The organism is Rhodoferax sp. RT5P35 (assembly GCF_056521385.1).
Map to the genome: position 1 here is coordinate 254093 of NZ_JBWMAX010000003.1, position 18114 is coordinate 272206.

Annotated in this window: 19 protein-coding genes; 5 read left to right on the forward strand and 14 right to left on the reverse strand. The window is 63.6% G+C overall.

Features of this window, described 5'->3' with window-relative positions:
* Nucleotides 1-25: 25 nt before the first annotated feature.
* From AC097L_RS05555 to choX, 7 genes are read right to left on the reverse strand one after another with little or no spacing between them, the layout of a single operon-like run.
* Entirely contained in the window at nt 26-1327 is a 1302-nt protein-coding gene (locus tag AC097L_RS05555) for a Y-family DNA polymerase (protein WP_479585269.1), read from the reverse strand.
* Nucleotides 1328-1329: 2 nt separating this feature from the next.
* Nucleotides 1330-1770 (reverse strand): LexA family protein, encoded by a 441-nt coding sequence (locus AC097L_RS05560; RefSeq protein WP_479585270.1) that lies wholly within the window; start codon nt 1768-1770, stop codon nt 1330-1332.
* A gap of 32 nt (nt 1771-1802) precedes the next feature.
* Nucleotides 1803-2285: a thioesterase family protein gene (locus AC097L_RS05565; protein WP_479585271.1), complete on the reverse strand. Its 483-nt coding sequence runs from the start codon at nt 2283-2285 to the stop codon at nt 1803-1805.
* Nucleotides 2275-3228, reverse strand: coding sequence for an L-carnitine dehydrogenase (locus AC097L_RS05570; RefSeq protein WP_479585272.1), 954 nt, complete (start codon nt 3226-3228; stop codon nt 2275-2277). Before AC097L_RS05570 ends, AC097L_RS05565 begins: the two co-directional genes overlap by 11 nt.
* A gap of 9 nt (nt 3229-3237) precedes the next feature.
* Nucleotides 3238-3855: a GDSL-type esterase/lipase family protein gene (locus AC097L_RS05575; RefSeq protein ID WP_479585273.1), complete on the reverse strand. Its 618-nt coding sequence runs from the start codon at nt 3853-3855 to the stop codon at nt 3238-3240.
* A complete protein-coding gene (gene cdhC / locus AC097L_RS05580; RefSeq protein WP_479585274.1) occupies nt 3848-4738 on the reverse strand; it encodes a 3-dehydrocarnitine:acetyl-CoA trimethylamine transferase CdhC in 891 nt (296 codons plus the stop codon). Before cdhC ends, AC097L_RS05575 begins: the two co-directional genes overlap by 8 nt.
* A 12-nt stretch (nt 4739-4750) precedes the next feature.
* Nucleotides 4751-5692 carry a choline ABC transporter substrate-binding protein gene (gene choX, locus AC097L_RS05585; protein ID WP_479585275.1) on the reverse strand — a complete coding sequence of 314 codons (942 nt, stop codon included), beginning with the start codon at nt 5690-5692 and terminating at the stop codon, nt 4751-4753.
* 152 nt (nt 5693-5844) lie between these two features.
* Here choX and AC097L_RS05590 point away from each other — a divergent pair, with 152 nt between their 5' ends.
* Complete coding sequence (locus AC097L_RS05590) at nt 5845-6795, forward strand: GlxA family transcriptional regulator (protein ID WP_479585276.1); 951 nt, start codon at nt 5845-5847, stop codon at nt 6793-6795.
* Between the two features lie 122 nt (nt 6796-6917).
* Here AC097L_RS05590 and rpsT read toward each other — a convergent pair whose 3' ends face one another.
* Complete coding sequence (rpsT, locus tag AC097L_RS05595; protein WP_295957209.1) at nt 6918-7226, reverse strand: 30S ribosomal protein S20; 309 nt, start codon at nt 7224-7226, stop codon at nt 6918-6920.
* Nucleotides 7227-7321: 95 nt separating this feature from the next.
* Between rpsT and murJ the strand changes: the two genes are divergently transcribed.
* From murJ to AC097L_RS05615, 4 genes are read left to right on the forward strand one after another with little or no spacing between them, the layout of a single operon-like run.
* The gene (gene murJ, locus AC097L_RS05600) at nt 7322-8896 is read left to right on the forward strand and encodes a murein biosynthesis integral membrane protein MurJ (protein WP_479585277.1); all 1575 of its coding nucleotides are present in this window, start codon (nt 7322-7324) and stop codon (nt 8894-8896) included.
* Between the two features lie 38 nt (nt 8897-8934).
* The gene (locus tag AC097L_RS05605; protein ID WP_479585278.1) at nt 8935-9786 is read left to right on the forward strand and encodes a SirB1 family protein; all 852 of its coding nucleotides are present in this window, start codon (nt 8935-8937) and stop codon (nt 9784-9786) included.
* Nucleotides 9787-9791: 5 nt separating this feature from the next.
* A complete protein-coding gene (locus AC097L_RS05610) occupies nt 9792-10277 on the forward strand; it encodes a TRAP transporter small permease subunit (RefSeq protein ID WP_479585279.1) in 486 nt (161 codons plus the stop codon).
* Nucleotides 10277-11692: a TRAP transporter large permease subunit gene (locus AC097L_RS05615; protein WP_479585280.1), complete on the forward strand. Its 1416-nt coding sequence runs from the start codon at nt 10277-10279 to the stop codon at nt 11690-11692. The genes AC097L_RS05610 and AC097L_RS05615 overlap by 1 nt, the downstream gene beginning before the upstream one ends.
* An 8-nt stretch (nt 11693-11700) precedes the next feature.
* Here AC097L_RS05615 and tcuC read toward each other — a convergent pair whose 3' ends face one another.
* The 6 genes from tcuC to AC097L_RS05645 form a co-directional block, all read right to left on the reverse strand.
* Nucleotides 11701-13002 (reverse strand): tricarballylate/proton symporter TcuC, encoded by a 1302-nt coding sequence (gene tcuC, locus AC097L_RS05620; RefSeq protein WP_479585281.1) that lies wholly within the window; start codon nt 13000-13002, stop codon nt 11701-11703.
* Nucleotides 13003-13156: 154 nt separating this feature from the next.
* Complete coding sequence (hemW, locus tag AC097L_RS05625; RefSeq protein WP_479585282.1) at nt 13157-14413, reverse strand: radical SAM family heme chaperone HemW; 1257 nt, start codon at nt 14411-14413, stop codon at nt 13157-13159.
* Nucleotides 14410-15012, reverse strand: a complete 603-nt coding sequence (rdgB, locus tag AC097L_RS05630) for an RdgB/HAM1 family non-canonical purine NTP pyrophosphatase (RefSeq protein ID WP_479585283.1) — start codon at nt 15010-15012, stop codon at nt 14410-14412. The genes hemW and rdgB overlap by 4 nt, the downstream gene beginning before the upstream one ends.
* 200 nt (nt 15013-15212) lie before the next feature.
* The gene (rph, locus tag AC097L_RS05635; protein WP_479585284.1) at nt 15213-15941 is read right to left on the reverse strand and encodes a ribonuclease PH; all 729 of its coding nucleotides are present in this window, start codon (nt 15939-15941) and stop codon (nt 15213-15215) included.
* Nucleotides 15942-16127: 186 nt separating this feature from the next.
* Complete coding sequence (locus AC097L_RS05640) at nt 16128-17036, reverse strand: PP2C family protein-serine/threonine phosphatase (protein WP_479585285.1); 909 nt, start codon at nt 17034-17036, stop codon at nt 16128-16130.
* Nucleotides 17033-18040: a serine/threonine protein kinase gene (locus AC097L_RS05645; RefSeq protein WP_479585286.1), complete on the reverse strand. Its 1008-nt coding sequence runs from the start codon at nt 18038-18040 to the stop codon at nt 17033-17035. The genes AC097L_RS05640 and AC097L_RS05645 overlap by 4 nt, the downstream gene beginning before the upstream one ends.
* Nucleotides 18041-18114: the final 74 nt, after the last annotated feature.

An 18114-nucleotide genomic window follows, 5' to 3' on the forward strand; every position in this document is an offset into this window, starting at 1 on the left:
ACTGCCTGCAGCAAGGGCTTAGAGATCAGGCTTTTGCCACCGGCAAATCTGCCCAGCACGTCGTATAGCCCGGCGAGCGCAGTTCTTGTTTCATGGTCCAGGTCCGTTGTGGCCCTGCCAAGCCGGCACTGGCCAGCAGCACCGTGCCACGGCCATAACGCCGGTTCAGCCCGTCCAGGGTGGCCATGAGGCGGGTGCGGTCAGCGGCCAAGGCCCCGGCCTGCATCACCAGTTCGCCCTGCTGCTGCGTGTCAGCTTGCAGATCTAACAGCATCACCCCGGCCTTGGCTAGCTGGAAACCGGGCCGGTAGATGGACTGCAAACCCGCCAATGCCGCCCCCACTAGCACCGTGGTGTCAGCGCTGGGCCGGTGCAAGGGCACGGCGGCGGAACGGCTGTATTGCGGCTCCTGGCGAAATGGGCTAGTACGGATGTAGACCAGCATCTGGCTAGCCAGGCTGTGCTGGGTGCGCAATTTTTCAGCGGCCCGGCTGGCAAATTCGGTCACCGCCTCTTGCAACTCCACCAGGCTGGATACCGGTTGCCCAAACGACCGCGTGTAGGCAACTTGCTGGCTACGCGCAGGCGCAGAGTCCAGGCCATAGCACGGCGTTCCCTGCAGTTCGCGCACGGTGGACTCCAAAACCACCGACCAGCGGGCGCGCACCATGGCGGGGTCTAGTCGGGCCAGTTGCAAGGCGGTAATGATGCCCATTTTTTCAAACTGTGCACCCATACGTCGCCCCACACCCCACACGTCCTGCACTGCCGTTGCGCCCAGCACAGCCGCCAGATCCACAGGTGCCAAGGCAGCCAGGTTGCACACTTGCGCCAGGTGGGCTGGATAGCTGCCAGGTGTGCGTTCGGCCGTTTTGGCCACGTGGTTGGCCAGCTTGGCCAGGGTTTTGGTAGTCCCCATGCCGATGCCGCAGGGAATACCCACCCATTGCAGAATACGGGCGCGGATCGCGTGTGCCCGCGCCACCAAGTTGCCACGCACCCCTGTCAGATCGATAAACGATTCATCGATGGAGTAAATCTCCTGTTCCGGCCCCAGCCCGGCGGCCAGACTCATCATGCGGTCGCTCAGGTCACCGTACAGCGCGAAATTGGCTGACAAGGCCACCAGCCCCTGCGTATCCACCATATGCCGGATCTTGAACCACGGAGCCCCCATCTTGATACCCAGCACCTTGGCTTCGTTGCTGCGGGCAATGGCACAGCCGTCGTTATTGCTCAGGACCACCACCGGGCGGCCACGCAAATCAGGACGGAAAACCCGTTCGCACGAGACAAAAAAATTATTACCGTCCACCAGGGCGTACATGGCTAGACCGCAAACTGCTTGATGCTGCTGGTCACCACGCCCCAGACCTCGATGGTCTGGCCGTCGCAGGGCACGATGTCGGGGTAGATGGGGTTGGCGGCCTGCAGCCAAGTACGCCCAGCCTGCTGGTGCAGGGTTTTGACGGTGAAGTCGCCATCCACAATGGCCACCACGATGTGCTTGTGGCGGGGTTGAATGGCCCGGTCCACCAGCAGGATGTCGCTGTCAAAAATACCCACCCCCACCATCGACTGGCCGCTAGCCCGTAAAAAGTAGGTAGCTTGCGCATGCACTACCAGCATCTGGGTCAGGTCCATCCGCTGGGCTCCCAAGTCTTCCGCAGGGGACGGAAATCCTGCACTCACCCGGTTCGCCAGCAGCATCCCCCACAGCGGTGAATCCGAAACTAGCACCGGCGATGGCGGCGTAAAAATACTGTTCATAAATACAGTATATCCACCATCGTAGCGTATGTCTAACTTGACCGCGTTAACGGGAGTTGCATCACTTTGCCAACCAAGGCAGGCACGGGCAGCGTGCGGTGTGCCGCCGCCATGCGCTGCACCTGGACCAGCACGTCGGTGGGAAAGGCTGCAGACCGAGGGCCGCGTATGTCCACATGCAGCAGCATCTGCTCGCACACCGCCACCGGCTCCGCCCTGCCTGGCAGCACCAGTTCCAGAAAAATATGCAGCCGCTTGGCATCATGGCCCAGCAAGTGGAACTGCACCTGCACTTGCGCCCCCAGTTTCACCTCGTGCAGGTAGTGGATGTGGCTTTCCAGTGTGAACAGGCTGCCGTGGGTGCGTGCGCGGCCCGCGGCGTCCAGGCCGATCTGGTCCATCAGCGCGTCGGTGGCGTAGCTGCAGATCAGCCCGTAATAGGCATCGCGCAGATGGCCGTTGTAGTCCACCCATTCGAGCGGCACGACGGTGATGTACAGGGGGTCAGACGCCATGGCGGGCTTTGGCGGCCTCTACTGCGGCCATCACGCTCTGGATGGCATCGTCGCGGTATCGCTCCAGTTGCTTGATGCTGTGGGTGCCGAGCTGGGCGGTGGTGCCGTCCACCACGCTGTCAATCAGCGCATCGGTGAGTTTGGGGGCGACCAGCTTGGTCCAGGGCAGCTCCAGGGCCGGGCCAAACTGCGCCATGAAGTGCCGCATGCCCGCATCACCGCCTGCCAGGGTGTAGGTCAAAAACGTGCCCATGAAGGACCAGCGGATGCCTGCGCCGTAGCGGATGGCATCGTCAATCTCGCCGGTGGTGGCCACGCCGTCGTTAACCAGGTGCAGGGCCTCGCGCCACACGGCTTCCAGCAGGCGGTCGGCGATGAATCCGGGGATTTCCTTGCGCACGTGCAGGGGCCGCATGCCGAGTGCGCTATAGATTTTGATAGCGGCGGCAATGGCTTCGGCGGAGGTTCTCTCGCCACCCACTACTTCTACCAGGGGCAGCAGGTACACCGGGTTGAACGGGTGACCGACCACGCAGCGCCCGGGGTGGGTGGCGCTGGCGTAAAAGTCGGTGGGCAGCAGGCCCGAGGTGGACGAAGCGATGACGGCATCGGGTCGGGCCGCCGCGCTGATCTGCGCGTGCAGCGACAGCTTGAGGTCTTGCCGCTCGGGGGCGCTTTCCTGGATGAAGTCGGCGTGCTGCACGCATTCGGCGATGGTGGCCACAAAGCGCAGGCGCTCCATGGAGGCCCCTGCGGCCAGGCCTTGCCGCTCCAGCGCGGGCCAGGCATTGGCGACATTGGCGCGCAGTTGCTGTTCGGCCCCTGCAGCCGGATCCCAGGCAACGACATTCAGCCCGTGGGCCAGCGCGCGCGCGACCCAGCCGCTGCCGATAACGCCTACGCCCAGGGCGGCGAAGGTTTTGATGGTGGTAGTGATGGTCATGGTGAAAATTTAAGAAATGGTTGGGTTGGAAAACCACCAGGCGGGCCAGGCCAGCACCCGGCCGGCCACCAGTTGGTAACCCGCCGCCCCCGGATGGCAGCCGTCGCTGGCAGCCACGTCGGTCCGCCAAAGTGCGCTGTCGGTCAATAAACGGGCCACAGGCAGATACGGCACGCCCAGGGCCTGGGCCCGTTCGGCGTACATCGGGCACAGGTCCAGAATGCGGGCATCCTGGGCGGACTCGCCCACCGGGAACGGGCCCAGCACCACGGTGGGGTGCCGCGCCTGGGCCTCGGCGACGACGCGGGTAAAGCACTCCACGCTCTGCGCCACCGCCACCCGCAGCCCGTCGCCCTGCGGGGTCATGTCGTTGGCACCGAATGAAAACACCAGGTACTTATGGCATTCCGCCTGCAAGCGCAGCGCCGACTCGGCCTGCCAGCGCGCCGCAACGCCCTGGCTGGTGTCGCCACGGATGCCCAGGTTGTGGGCGGTCACGGCATAGCCTGTAGCCCAGGCCGCCGCGCTGACACGCCCGGGCCAGCCCAGGCAGGTGGGGTCGCTGGTGCCCTGCGTCATCGAGTCGCCGATGAAGCAGATGCGGTGGTCGTTGGCTACGTCAGCCACGCTTTTTGAGGCCCAGCTTCTTGCGGCCTTCTTCCGGGGTGAGCGTGCGCGCGCCCATCATGCTGATGATGCTGTTGGCCCGCTCCACCAGCGACCCGTTGCTGGCGGGCACGCCCTTGTCCAGCCAAAGGTTGTCTTCCAGGCCCACGCGCACATTGCCGCCCAGCAGCACGGCCTGCGCCACCATGGGCATTTGCATGCGGCCAATGCCAAAGCCCGCCCAAGTGGCACCCGGCGGCATGTTGTCGGCCATGGCTTTCATGGTGGTGGTGTCGGCGGGCGCGCCCCAGGGGATGCCCAGGCAGACCTGGAACAACGGTGCATCGCCCAGCAGACCTTCTTTCAGCATCTGCTTGGCAAACCACAGGTGGCCGGTGTCGAACACCTCCAGCTCGGCTTTCACGCCCAGTTCCAGAATGCGCTTGGCCCCAGCGCGCAACTGGGCGGGGGTGGAGACGTAGATGGTGTCGCCATCGCCAAAATTCAGCGTGCCGCAGTCCAGCGTGCAGATTTCGGGCAGCAGCTCTTCGATGTGGATCAGCCGGGCCAGCCCGCCGACCAGATCGGTGCCGGGGCCAAACTGCATGGGGTTTTCGCCCGCGCCAATCTCCAGGTCGCCGCCCATGCCGGCTGTCAGGTTCAGCACCATGTCCACGCCGCTGGAGCGGATGCGGTCCACCAGTTCGCGGTACAGCGCCGGGTCGCGGCTGCCCTTTCCGGTGGCCGGGTCGCGCACATGGCAGTGCACCACGGTGGCCCCGGCTTTGGCGGCCTCTACAGCGGCTTCGGCAATCTGCTTGGGGGTGACGGGGATGGCCGGGTGGCGGCCAACGGTGTCGCCCGCGCCGGTCACGGCACAGGTCAGGATGACATCGTGGTTCATGTGCGGCTTTCTTTACAGACCGAGGGACGTGCGCACGGCGGGCAGGCCGTCTTTGCCATCATAGGTTTTGACACCCGCTAGCCATTGGGTCAGCAGCTCGGGGTTTTGCTTCAAGAAGTCTTTGGCAGCGGTGGCGGGCAGCACCTTGGCCATGATGGGCACCATCAGGCGGTTTTCCACGTCGGTGCTGAAAACCAGGTTGGACACCAGCTTGCCTGCGTTCGGGCAGCGCTCCAGGTAGTCGGTGGCCACCAGGGTCTTGACCGAGGCCTCGCCAAAGTTGGGGCCAAAGTAGGCATCGCCGCCGGTCAGGTAGTTCAGCTTCATCTGGATGTTCATCGGGTGCGGCTCCCAGCCCAGGAACACCACCATCTTCTTCTGCCGAATGGCCCGCTGCACCTCGGCCAGCATGCCGGCTTCGCTGGACTGCACCAGCTTGAAGCCGCCCAGGCCCAGCGCGTTCTTGTCGATCATCTGCTGCACCTTGGCGTTGGCGCTGCTACCGGCTTCGATGCCGAAAATCTTGCCGTCCAGCTCTTTTTGGAACTTGGCAATGTCGGCAAAGCTCTTCAGCCCCGCCTCGGCCACATAGGCGGGCACGGCCAGGGTGGCCTTGGCACCGCTGAGGTTGGGCGTGGGCAGTACGACCAGGTTTTTGGCCTTGACCAGCGGATCGACCATGCCGTCCTGCATGGGGCTCCAGTAGCCCAACGACACGTCGATCTGCTTGCTTTTCAGACCCGCAAAAGAGATAGGCACCGAGGCGATGGTGGTGCTGGGGGTGTAGCCCAGGCCTTCAAACACCGTGGTGGCCAGCGCAGTTGTAGCGGTGATGTCGCTCCAGCCGATGTCTACAAAGCGCACTTTCTTGCAGCTTTCAGCATCCTGGGCCACCACTGGTAAAACGCATATCGCCGCAGCCAACAAGCCTGCACCTTGAAGCCATTTTTTCATCATGTTTCCTTGGAATGAATACCGCAAACAGCGCGCATCGCCTTGCGATGGATGAAATTTACCGGGGGGTGCGCTCAAAAAACGACGCATTGCGACCAGTCATTGACCAGCAGCGACCACGCGGGTTTTCCCATCTGCTACAACCTCAGCCCATGTCTGACCCCGAAGATCTGTACTTTCTGCTGCTGCCCGCGTTTTCGATGCTGGGCTTTGTCTCGGCGGTCGAACCGCTGCGGGTGGCGAACCGTTTCCGCAAGGACCTGTACCGCTGGCACATCCTGAGCGTGGACGGCGGCCCGGTAACGGCCAGCAACGGCATGTCACTCAATGCCGAAGGCTCGCTGGACACGGTCGCCAGCGCCCCCACCCTGTTCATCGTGGGCGGCTTCAACCCGCTGGAGCACTACACGCCGGCGCTGGGCAGCTGGCTGCGGCGGCTGGACCGGGCGGGCACGGTGCTGGGCGCCATCGACACTGGCAGCTTTGTGCTGGCCGAGGCAGGGCTGCTGTCGTGCCAGAAGCTGACCCTGCACTGGGAGGCGATATCGGCGTTTGTGGAGCGCTACCCGGCGCTGGCAGCGATGGTGACGCAGGAGCTATTTGAGATCGATGGCCAGCGCATCACCAGCGCGGGCGGCACCGCTTCTATCGACATGCTGCTGGCACTGATTGCCCGAAAGCATGGCCACGCGCTGGCCACCGAGGTGTCGGAGCAGTTTGTGCTGGGCCGCATCCGCAACCCGTCGGACCACCAGCGCATGCAGATTGCCGCGCGTTACGGCATTCACAACAAAAAAACCATCCAGGTGGTGGGCGAAATGGAGCGCAACATGGAAGACCCGCTGTCGCCCGACGCGCTGGCCGACAGCATAGGCGTGACCCGGCGGCAACTGGAGCGGCTGTTTGCCACCTACCTGAAAGACACGCCCTCGCACTTCTACCTGGGCCTGCGGCTGGACCGGGCGCGCCAGCTGCTGCAGCAAACCGAGATGCGCATCATCGAGGTCAGCGTGGCCTGCGGTTTTGAGTCACCGTCGTACTTTTCGCGGGCCTACCGCAGCCGGTTCCAAAGTCCACCCAAGCAGGACCGCCTGGCTAACTGAGCCCCAGAAATGAAAAAACCACCCGAAGGTGGTTATTCATTTTTGCTGGCAGCGCACCCTACAAAACGGCGGGCAGTGGTGACACCGTCCGGGCGGTTTGCTTAAAAAATTTAAGCGGCTAATTAAGCAGCAACAGGTGCGGCCACGAGTGCCTTCACCTTGGTGCTCAGACGGCTCTTATCGCGAGCTGCCTTGTTCTTGTGGAAGATGCCCTTGTCGGCAACCGTGTCCACCACCGCTTGCATCTTGGCAAACAGTTCGGTGGCCTTGGCCTTGTCGCCGGTCAGAACAGCTTTTTCAACGTTCTTGACAGCGGTACGGTATTTGGAACGCAGCGAGGTGTTTGCAGCGTTGATCTTGACGTCCTGGCGGACGCGCTTACGGCCCGACGCAAGGCGTGGATTCTTTTTCTTTGGTTTGGTTGCCATAATAATTTTCCTTGAGATTGTTAGAGGATGATGCCAGCAAAGCCCATGAGTATAGCAGTTGGGCGCTTACACACCCCCAGCCGGGCTACACTGAACGGGTGAGTCTCTTCAAATCTGCTTCCACCATTTCCCTGCTGACCCTGGCTTCCCGCGTGGCGGGTCTGGTCCGTGACCAGTTGTTTGCCGCCACCTTTGGCGCCAACGCCATGACCGACGCGTTCTACGTGGCGTTCCGCATTCCCAACCTGTTTCGCCGCCTGTTTGGCGAAGGCGCGTTCAGCCAGGCCTTTGTGCCGGTGCTGGCCGCCAGCAAGGCCCAACACGGTCTGGAAGCCACCAAGCTGCTGATCGACCGCGTGGCCACCCTGCTGACCTGGGTGCTGATGCTGACCTGCGTACTGGGCGTGCTGGGCACGCCACTGCTGGTCTGGGCCATGGCCGGGGGCATGCAGCAAGAACCGCAGGCCTATGCCGCAGCCACCACCATGACGCGCTGGATGTTTCCCTACATTCTGTTCATTTCTCTGGTGTCCATGGCCTCGGGTATTTTGAACACCTGGCGCGTTTTTGCCGTACCCGCCGCCACGCCGGTGCTGCTGAACATTGCCATGATCGCCGCCACCCTGTGGGCTACGCCCTGGTTCCGCAACCACGGCATCGAGCCCATTTATGCGCAGATCATCGGCGTGATGCTGGGTGGCATCTTGCAACTGGCGGTACAGATTCCGGCGTTAAAGCGTCTGGGCCTGTTTCCTAACATAGGGCTGACCTGGTCGCTGGTGCGCACTGCGTGGGCCGATGGCGCTACTAGAAAAGTAGCAAAACTGATGGTACCGGCGCTGCTGGGGGTGGGGGTAGCGCAGATTTCGCTGTTCATCAATACCCAGATCGCCTCGCGCCTGGCCCCCGGCAGCGTGAGCTGGCTCAGCGGGGCCGACCGGCTGATGGAATTCCCCACCGCCATGCTGGGCGTGGCTCTGGGCGTGGTGCTGATGCCGCAACTGGCGGGAGCCAAGGCCGCCAACGACCCCAAACAGTATTCCGCCATGCTCGACTGGGGCCTGCGCCTGGTGGTACTGCTGGCTGTGCCCTGCTCGGTGGCCCTGCTGACTTTTGCCACCCCACTGGTGGCGGTGATCTTCCACTACGGTGCATTCACCGAGCGCGACGTGAACCAGACCGCGCTGGCCTTGATGGGCTGGGGCGTGGGCCTGCTGGGCGTGGTCGCCATCAAGGTGCTGGCCCCCGGCTTTTACGCCAGCCACAACATGAAGACCCCGGCGCGCATCGCCGTGGCGGTGCTGGTCATCACCCAATTGCTGAATCTGGTCCTGGTGCCCTTGTTCCAGCATGCGGCGCTGACGCTGTCGGTGGGCTTGGGCGCACTGATCAATGCCACCTGGCTGCTGATCGGCCTGCGGCGGCGCGGCAGCTACCTGCCCGTGCCCGGCTGGTGGAAATTCATCCTGCAGGTGCTGGCCGCCAGCGCCCTGCTGGCGGTATTTTTGATCTGGGCCGACAGTGCCGTGCCCTGGACCCACTTTGCGGGCGCAAAATTGGAACGGGTTAGCTATCTGGCGCTGGTTCTGCTTGCGTCAGCAGCTATTTATTTTGTAGCATTATGGGCGGCGGGAATGAAGTTGCGTAAAGTGATACACCCCGGCGGCATTTAAGCTTGACGCTGCGCTGGCGCTCCACTAGAAACTAGACCATGCACATCCCTTACCAAGCCCCCACACCGCTTGAATATTTTGCGTCGCTGGTCCAGAGCGATGAGCACTTCCCGCTGTTGGAAGCGGTGACCAGTCTGGCGCAAGACGAATACCCCGAGCTGGACATGGAACAGGTGCTGGGCGATGTGGACCAGTTGCTGGCCCGCCTCAAGCGTCGCCTGCCGCGCGATTCGGTGCCGCTGCAGCGCCTGCGCGCCCTGAACCAGTTCTTCTACCGCGACCTGAACTTTGGCGGCAACGTCAACGACTACTACGACCCCGACAACAGCTACCTCAACGCCGTGCTGCGCACGCGCCGGGGCATCCCGATATCGCTGGCCGTGGTGTGGATGGAGCTGGCCCAGGGCATTGGCCTGGTGGTGCGGGGCGTGGCGTTTCCGGGACATTTCATGGTCAAGATCAACCTGCCCAAGGGCCAGGTGGTGATGGACCCGTTCACCGGCCAGTCGCTGAGCCGCGAAGAGCTGTCGGAGCGGTTGGAACCCTACACCCGGCGCAATGCGCTGTCCGACGATTTTGAAGTGCCGCTGGGCCTGTACCTGCAGGCCACGCCACCTCGCGACATCGTGGCCCGCATGCTGCGCAACCTGAAAGACATCCACACCTCGCAAAGCGACTGGTTGCGCCTGCTGCCGGTGCTAAACCGCCTGCTGGTGCTGCAGCCCGATGCCTGGAGCGACTACCGCGACCGCGGCCTGGCCCATGCCGCCCTGGGCAACAGCGCCCAGGCCGTGGAAGACCTGGAAAAGTACCTGCTGTGCGCCGAAGACCCGCTGGACATCGACAGCATCGCCTACCGCATCAGCACGCTGCGGCGGGCCAAGAGCTAACGGCCTTGTCGCTGTTCCACTGGCTGGACCGTGGCCTGGCACGCTGCACCGCAGCCGCCAGCCTGCTGGCCATTCCCCTGGCCCTGTTGCTCTGCGCCCAATGGCCCTTGCGCGACGGCCTGCACGCCTACTCCAGCCAGGCCAATGACCTGGCCCAACTGGTGTTTGGCCTTTACGTCAGCATCGCCATGGCCTACGCCACACGCACCCACAGGCACCTGACACCCAACGTACTGGCCCGCCACTACCCGCCGCGGCTGCGCCGCTGGCTGCTGCGTGGCACCACCCTGGCCGTCGTCATCCCCTGGGCGGGCTTCATCGTGTATGCCGCCGTGCCCATGGTGTGGCAGTCGCTGCAGCAGTGGGAGCGCTTTCCCGATACGTCCAACCCCGGCTACTGCCTGCTCAAGCTCAGTGTGCTGCTGCTCGCTCTGTTGACACTGCTGCAGGCCGTGGTGGACCTGCTCCGCCCCGCAGACTGCCCACGCTGATGGGTGCCACCGGACTCTGGATGCTGCTGGCCACCGCCGTGGCCATGGCCACCAGCGGTCTGCCAGCGTGGCTGGTGCTGGTCGGCACGGCCATGCTGTTTGCCGCGGCTGGGCTGGCCTTGGGCACTTTGGCATTGCCGCTGTTCTCCGTCCTGCCCCTGCGCCTGTTGGGGCTGCTGGAGCACGATCTGCTGCAAGCGCTGCCGCTGTACGTACTGGTGGGTGCCATGCTGAACCACCTGCCGCTGATGGATATTTTGCTGCGCGTGGCCCAGCACCTGCTGCGCCGCACCGCCGCCGCGCCGTACCTCGCTGGCATGGGTTTGGGCGCGCTGCTGGCTCCGATGAACGGCACCGTCGGCTCCAGCGTCGTGATGCTGTCGCGCGCCATGGCACAGCGGCTGGATGCCCAAGGCGTAGCCCCCGAGCGCAGCGCCGCCCTGGTGTGCGCCGCCAGCACCCTGGGCGTGGTGGTGCCGCCATCATTGGTGCTGATCTTGCTGGGCGACGCCATGATGCGGGCCCACACCGAAGCGGTCAACGCCACCGGCCAGGCGGTGCGCATCCTCAATACCCAAGACATCTTCCACGGTGCGCTGCCGCCAGCGGCGGCCATGCTGCTGCTGTTCATGCTGGTGGCGTGGTGGCGCAACCGGGGCGCGGTGCCACAACCCCTGCCTGCCGCGCCCGCCCCCAGCCGCAGCGACTGGGCAATTGCCATCGGCAGCGTGGCCAGCATTCTGGCGCTGTTGGGCTCCGTCACGTTGGGGCGGCTGTATGCCGTAGAAGGGGCCGCTACCGGCTGCCTGGCGCTAGGGGTGTTCGGCCTGGCGAGCCGCAGCCTGACCCTGGCGGTAGGCCGCGCCATTCTGCGCGACACCCTGGCCACCACCGGCGCGCTATTTGCCCTGCTGGTCGCCGCCAGCACCTACACACTGGTGCTGCGCGCCTGGGGCACGGATGCGTGGATTAGCCAGTTCTTACAAGGCCTGCCTGGGGGTGGCATGGCCTTGGCCGTGGTGCTGGCAATCCTGCTGCTGAGCGCATTTATTCTGGACGCCCTGGAGATTATTTTTGTGCTGATCCCCATCGCCATGCCACCGCTGCTGGTACTGGAGCCCAACGCCACCTGGGTGGCCGTACTGGCCTTGCTGGTGCTGCAATTGGGATTTTTGCTGCCGCCCTTTGGCTACGCGATTTTGATGGTGGGCAGCGTGCTGCCGCGCAAGCTGTCTACCCGCAGCCTTGGCCAGGCCTTGCTACCCTATTTGCTGGTGCAAGCCGGTGTGCTGGGAGCCGTACTGCTGTGGCCGCCGCTGGTGTGGCAGCCCAACACCAGCGCCGACGCCACGTTGTCGGAGCAAGAAGTACAGCAGTTGTTGGAACAACAGCGGCTGGAAAACCAGCAACCCTGAACTTCGGCTTATGCTGCCATAGAGGCTTTGCGGGCCCCCACGGCCTGCTTGCGGTACAGCACCAGCGTGGCGACCAGCCCGCACAGCGCCGCAAACGTCATCCACAATGCCGGAGCCGCCTTGTTGCCGCTGGCCTCAATCAGGCCAGTGGCAATCGCGGGGGTGAAGCCGCCAAAAATCGCTGTGGCCAGGCTGTAGGCCAACGAAAAGCCCACCGTGCGCACCTCCACCGGCATCACCTCGGTGAGCGCCACCACCATCGCACCGTTATAGCTGGCGTACAAAAAGGACAGCCATAGCTCTACGGTCAGCATCTTCTCGAAGCTGGGGGCGTTGGTCAGCCAGGTCATGGCCGGATAGGCGCTGAGGATGGTCAACACGGTAAAGAACAACAGCAGCGGACGGCGGCCAATGCGGTCCGACAGCGCGCCCATCAACGGCAGCCAGATGAAGTTAGAGATACCCACGCACAGCGTGACGACCAGCGCGTCGGTGGTGCTCAGGTGCAGCACGCTTTTGCCAAACGTGGGGGTGTAGACCGTGATCAGGTAAAACGACACCGTGGTCATGGACACCAGCATCATCCCGGCCACTACCAGGCCCCAGTTGTCCAGCATCGAGCGGAAGATCGCCCGGGTGTCGGGCCGGTGCTTGCGCTGCATGAATTCTTCGGTTTCCTGCAGCGAGCGGCGCAGCATGAACAGCACCGGGACGATCATGCAGCCGATGAAGAAGGGCACGCGCCAGCCCCAGGCACCGATTTCCAGCGGCGTGAGCCAGATGTTCAGCATGTAGCCCAGCGCCGCCGCCACGATGATGGCCACCTGCTGGCTGGCCGACTGCCAGCTCACATAAAAACCTTTGCGCCCCGGCGTAGCCATTTCGGCCAGGTACACCGACACACCGCCCAGCTCCACCCCGGCCGAGAAGCCCTGCAGCAAGCGGCCGATCAGCACCAGCGCGGGAGCCAGGTAGCCAATGCTGGCATAGCCGGGTACGCAGGCGATCAATATGGTGCCAGTGGCCATCAGGGCCAAGGTCACGATCAGCCCCTGCCGCCGCCCTACCCTGTCCACATACGCCCCCAGAAAAATCGCCCCCAGCGGACGCATCAGAAAGCCAGCGCCAAAGGTCATGAAAGTGAACATCAGCGACGCAAACTCGTCGGCCGCGGGAAAGAAGGTTTTGGCGATGTAGGTGGCGTAAAAGCCGAACAGGAAGAAGTCGAACATCTCCATGAAGTTGCCGCTGGTGACACGGAGCACCGTGCCAAACTTCGACTGCGCGGGGGAGGCGGTCATGCTTGTCATTTTTTGGGGAGTGTGAACAGGGGGAATGGGAACGAGCTGGCGTGACCAGTCGATTCCATTGTGTGCCTGCCGCGGTGCGCCACAGAGCGCGCGCGCCGGGTTTTACCGCCTGTTCACATTGCTTTACGCCGCAGCATTGCAGCGCCCCCAAAGATCAGCGTGGAGCCGGGGTTTCGGCCAGAAACAGCGCTTGCAAATCGCTCAAAAAGTCAAAGCCCCGCACCGTGGGCCGCACCCGCACGCCATCGCGCTCCAGCAGGCCTTTGCGCTCGCCCTCGGCCAGGCCTTTCTGGATACTGGTCAGCGGCAGGCCGGTGCGCTCGGTGAACTTCGGTAGCTCAAAGCCGTCGCGCAAGCGCAGGGCGTTGAGCATGTACTCAAACGGCAGCTCGGCACGCGCAACGTCGTCGTCCTGCGCCACCGCCTTGCCTGCCAGGGCGTTGACCATGTACAGATTCGGCTCCCGGTACCGTACCTGGCGGATGATGCGGTGGGCAAAGCTGAGCTTGCTGTGCGCGCCTGCGCCAATGCCCAGGTAGTCGCCAAACTGCCAGTAATTCTGGTTGTGCACGCAGGCGTGGCCCGGTAGCGCGTAGGCCGAGACTTCGTAGCGGTCCATGCCCGCAGCCAGGGTCATCTCGGTGATCTTGTCCAGCATGTCGTAGCCCAGGTCCTCCTCGGGCACCACGGGCGGAAACTTGGCGAAATAGGTGTTGGGCTCGATGGTCAGCTGGTAAATACTGATGTGTTTAGGCCCTAGCGCAAGCGCTGTCTGCATATCCAGCTCTAGATTTTGTAGCGTTTGACCGGGCAGCGCGTACATGATGTCGAGGTTGAAGGTGTCAAACGACTGGGCCGCTTCCTCCACCGCCGCGATGGCCTGGGCGCTGTCGTGCACCCGGCCCAGGGCTTTCAGGTGGTCGTCGTTGAAGCTCTGCACCCCGACGGACAAGCGCGTCACCCCGGCACTGCGGTAGGCGCGGAAACGGTTCTTCTCGAAGGTGCCGGGGTTGGCCTCCAGCGTGATTTCGCAGTCCGGCTCCAGCTTCAGACGGGCGCGGATGTCGCCGATCAGGCGGTCGATAGCCTGCGGTGAAAACAGGCTGGGCGTGCCGCCGCCAATGAAGATGCTATGCACCGTGCGGCCCCAGACCAGCGGCAGCGCGGCCTCCAGGTCGGCCATCAGCGCGTCGATGTAGCGCTGCTCGGGCACTTCGCTGGTGGGTGTGGGAGCTGAAAGACTCGCAGCGGGATGCAGGGTCTGCGCGCCATCGGCCCGCAATTCATGCGAGTTGAAGTCGCAGTACGGACATTTCTTCAGGCACCAGGGCAGGTGCACGTACAGCGACAACGGCGGCAGCGCAGCCAGTTGCAGCAGGCCGGGGCGCATGTGGTGTTGCAGGTCTTTCATGGCAGCCAACGCTCGCGCATCAGGGCCAGCATGGCGCGGGACGACTGGCCGCGGTGGCTGTGGGCGTTCTTCACCTCGGCCGTCAGCTCGGCAAAGGTCTTGCCTAACTGCGGGAGAAACATCACCGGGTCAAAGCCAAAGCCGTGCTCGCCCTGCGGCGCGCGGGTGATTTCGCCCACGGCCCGGCCCACGGCGATCAGCGGTTCGGGGTCTTGCGGGCTGCGCACGGCCACCAGGGTGCTGACCAGCGCGGCACGGCGGTTGTCTATGTGCGCCATCTGCTCCAGCAGCGCCCGCACGTTGTTGTCGTCGCTCTTGGGGTAGCCGAACTGGGTGGCGTAGTAGGCGGTCTGCACGCCCGGCAGGCCGCCGAAAGCATCTACGCACAGGCCCGCGTCGTCGGCCACGGCAGGCAAGCCGCTGTGGGCGCTGGCGTGCCGGGCCTTGGCCAGGGCGTTTTCGACGAAGGTGTGGAAGGGTTCATCCGCTTCCGGGATGCCTAAAGCGCCCTGCGCCACCAGTTCCATGCCCAGCGGGGCGAACAGGGCTTGCAGCTCGAACAGCTTGCCCGCGTTATTGGATGCGAGTACGATTTTCATAACAAATGGGGCTCTAGCGTATATTTTATAGGGGTAGGCAGCTCTCAATTAAGTAGCAAAATTTTTACCCAACCTGGGGGTTAAAGGACGCTACGGCTCTTGCCAGAAATACCGCAGAACCGGCTTTGCCGGGCTGCTGGTATTGCCCCCTGCAAGGGGGTTGGCGAAAGACGCGCAGCGCTACAGCCTGGGGGTGTGCCTCATTTCGATAGTGCCTGCTGCTGCAGGTCCATCAGCTCGACGATACCTTTTTCGGCCAATGCCAGCAGCGCGTCCATCTCGGCGCGGGTGAAGGCCACACCCTCGGCCGTGCCTTGCACTTCCACGAAATGGCCGGCGCCGGTCATCACCACGTTCATGTCGGTATCGCAGGCGGAGTCTTCGGTGTATTCCAAGTCCAGCAGCGGCGTACCCTGCACAATGCCCACCGAAATGGCGGCCACGGGCTGGAGGATGGGCGTGGTGGCGATCTTGTCCGCCTTGAGCAACACGTTGACGGCATCCTGCGCGGCCACAAACGCACCGGTGATGGCGGCGGTGCGGGTACCGCCGTCGGCCTGCAGCACGTCGCAATCGAGGTGGATAGTGCGCTCGCCGAGCTTCTTCAGGTCGAACACGGCCCGCAGGGATCGCCCAATCAGGCGTTGGATTTCCTGGGTGCGGCCACTCTGCTTGCCACGCGCAGCCTCGCGGTCGCTGCGGGTGTGGGTGGCGCGCGGCAGCATGCCGTATTCAGCGGTGACCCAGCCCTCGCCACTGCCCTTCTTGTGGCCGGGTACTTTTTCTTCCACCGAGGCGGTGCACAGCACTTTGGTGTTGCCAAACTCGATCAGCACCGAGCCTTCGGCGTGCATGGTGTAGCCCCGGGTGATGCGCACCGGGCGAAGTTGCTGGGCGGCACGACCGCCGCTACGGATGAATTCGGTCATGGTGTGGATTCTGGGTAGAGCCAGCATAGAAGCTGACCCAGGTTAAATAAATGACTTCAACGCAAAGGTGAGAGCAGCATCATTCCAGAAACACCGCAGAGCTGGCTTTGCCAGGCTGCTGGTGTTGCCCCCTGCAAGGGGGTTGGCGAAAGATGCGAAGCACTGCAGCCTGGGGGTGAGCCACATTCAAGCGCGTTTTGCAGCAGCTCTACGGATGGCTTCGTTAATTTCAGCGATGGACCGCTCGATGGCTGCATCGTCCAGATCGTCAATCAGGCTGTCTGGCCCCTGGGGCTGGATGGACGAGGCGAACACGCCCTCCTGGATGGTGTCGGTGGAGATGCCCCGGGTGGACTCGAACATGTCCGGGGTTTCCCATTCGATGGCCAGCACAGTGACGTTGTCGCTGCGGGCACCCGCCGTGCGCAGCGCCTGTTCGACCAGGTCGGGCACGGCCTGCGACACCGGGGCACTGGCCAGGCCGTGCACGATGGTGGCATCGTCCAGGCTGTCCCACAGGCCGTCCGAGCAGAGCATGATTTTGTCGCCCTGGTGGAGCGCGATGGGGCCGGTCACATCAAACTGGGGTTTGACCGGTGAGCCCAGACAGGTGTAGAGCACGTTGCGGTTTGTCGTATGGGGCAGCTGCGGACCGCCTTCGGCACGGTGCTGCTCGGCGTAGGAATGGTCGCGGGTGCGGGCCAGCAGCAGGCCGTCGCGTACCACGTACAGGCGCGAGTCGCCGCAGTGCGCCCAGGTGGCACTGTTGCCTTGCACCACGGCGGCGACCAGGGTGGTGCGGGGGGTGTCGAGCATGCCGTGTTTGGCGGCGTAGCGCAGGATCTGGTCGTGGGCCGACAGCAGCGCACTGCTGAGAAATCCGGCCGCATGCGGCAGCAAGGGGCGGGCCTGTTTCTGGTACAGGGTGGACAGGCTTTGCAGCGCTATCTGGGCCGCAACTTCGCCCTCCGGGTGGCCGCCCATGCCGTCGGCCAGCAGGAACAGGCCTGAGCCGCTGGTGTAGCAGTAGCCCATGCGGTCTTCATTTTTTTCACGGCCACCCTTGCGGCTGACCTGGAATACGGAAAACTTCACTTGGGCGCAGCCCCGATCCCGGTAGCTTCGCGGACGTTTTTCTTGGTGTCAGACACCAGGGTGTCGAACTGCAGGCGCAGCTTCTCGGCCACGGTGAGCTTGGTGTAGCGGCGCTCGCCTTCGCGGCTGAGCTCTTTTTGCAGCGCAAACACCGACTGTGGGCGCGACAGCGGGTCGATCGACATGCACCATTCGACCACCTCGATCAGGTTGTCCGAATAAATGCCGCGCAGCCGCGACAGCGCCAGACCGATACGGTCCTTTTCCAGCCGCTGCGGCGCTTCGTTGGGCGGAAAACCCTGCATACAGGCGTAGATGCAAGCACCGATGGCATAGATGTCGGTCCAGGGGCCCATGGACGCATCGCGCCGGTACATCTCCGGGGCGGCAAAGCCGGGGGTGTACATGGGGCGGATGAAGTTGCCTTCCTTGTTCAGCACTTCGCGGGCCGCGCCGAAGTCGATCAGCACCGCCTTGTTGTCGTCGGTGATGAAGATGTTGGCGGGTTTGATGTCCAAATGCAGCATCTTGTGCTGGTGCACGATGCGCAAGCCACGCAAAATTTCGTCAAACAGGCTGCGGATGGTGGACTCGCGGAACACCTTTTGCTTGCGCTGGTCGCGCGAGGTGATGATGAAGTCCTGCAGGGTCGCGCCCTCCAGGTAGTTCATCACCATGTAGACGGTTTCGTTCTCGCGGAAGAAGTTGAGCACGCTGACCACCGAGGGGTGCGAAATTTGCGCCAGCGAGCGCCCTTCTTCAAAAAAGCTCTTCAGCCCCAACCGGTACAGCGACAGCTTTTCGGGCTGCACCTGCGGCAGCAGCTCGCCGACTTCGCGGGTGGCCAGGCTGCTGGGCAGGTATTCCTTGATCGCCACCTGGCCGCCATCGGCCCCCACCGCCAGGTACACCACCCCGAACCCGCCCGACGAGAGCCGCCGCACGATGTGGTAGTCCCCGATAGCGGTGCCGGGCGGGAGCGTGGCCGGTTTGTTTTTGGACATAAATAGGGAGGGGGAGCGAGGAAGCGGCAGAAGCCAGTTATTCTCAGGCCATTGCAACGATATGTACCTTCTCA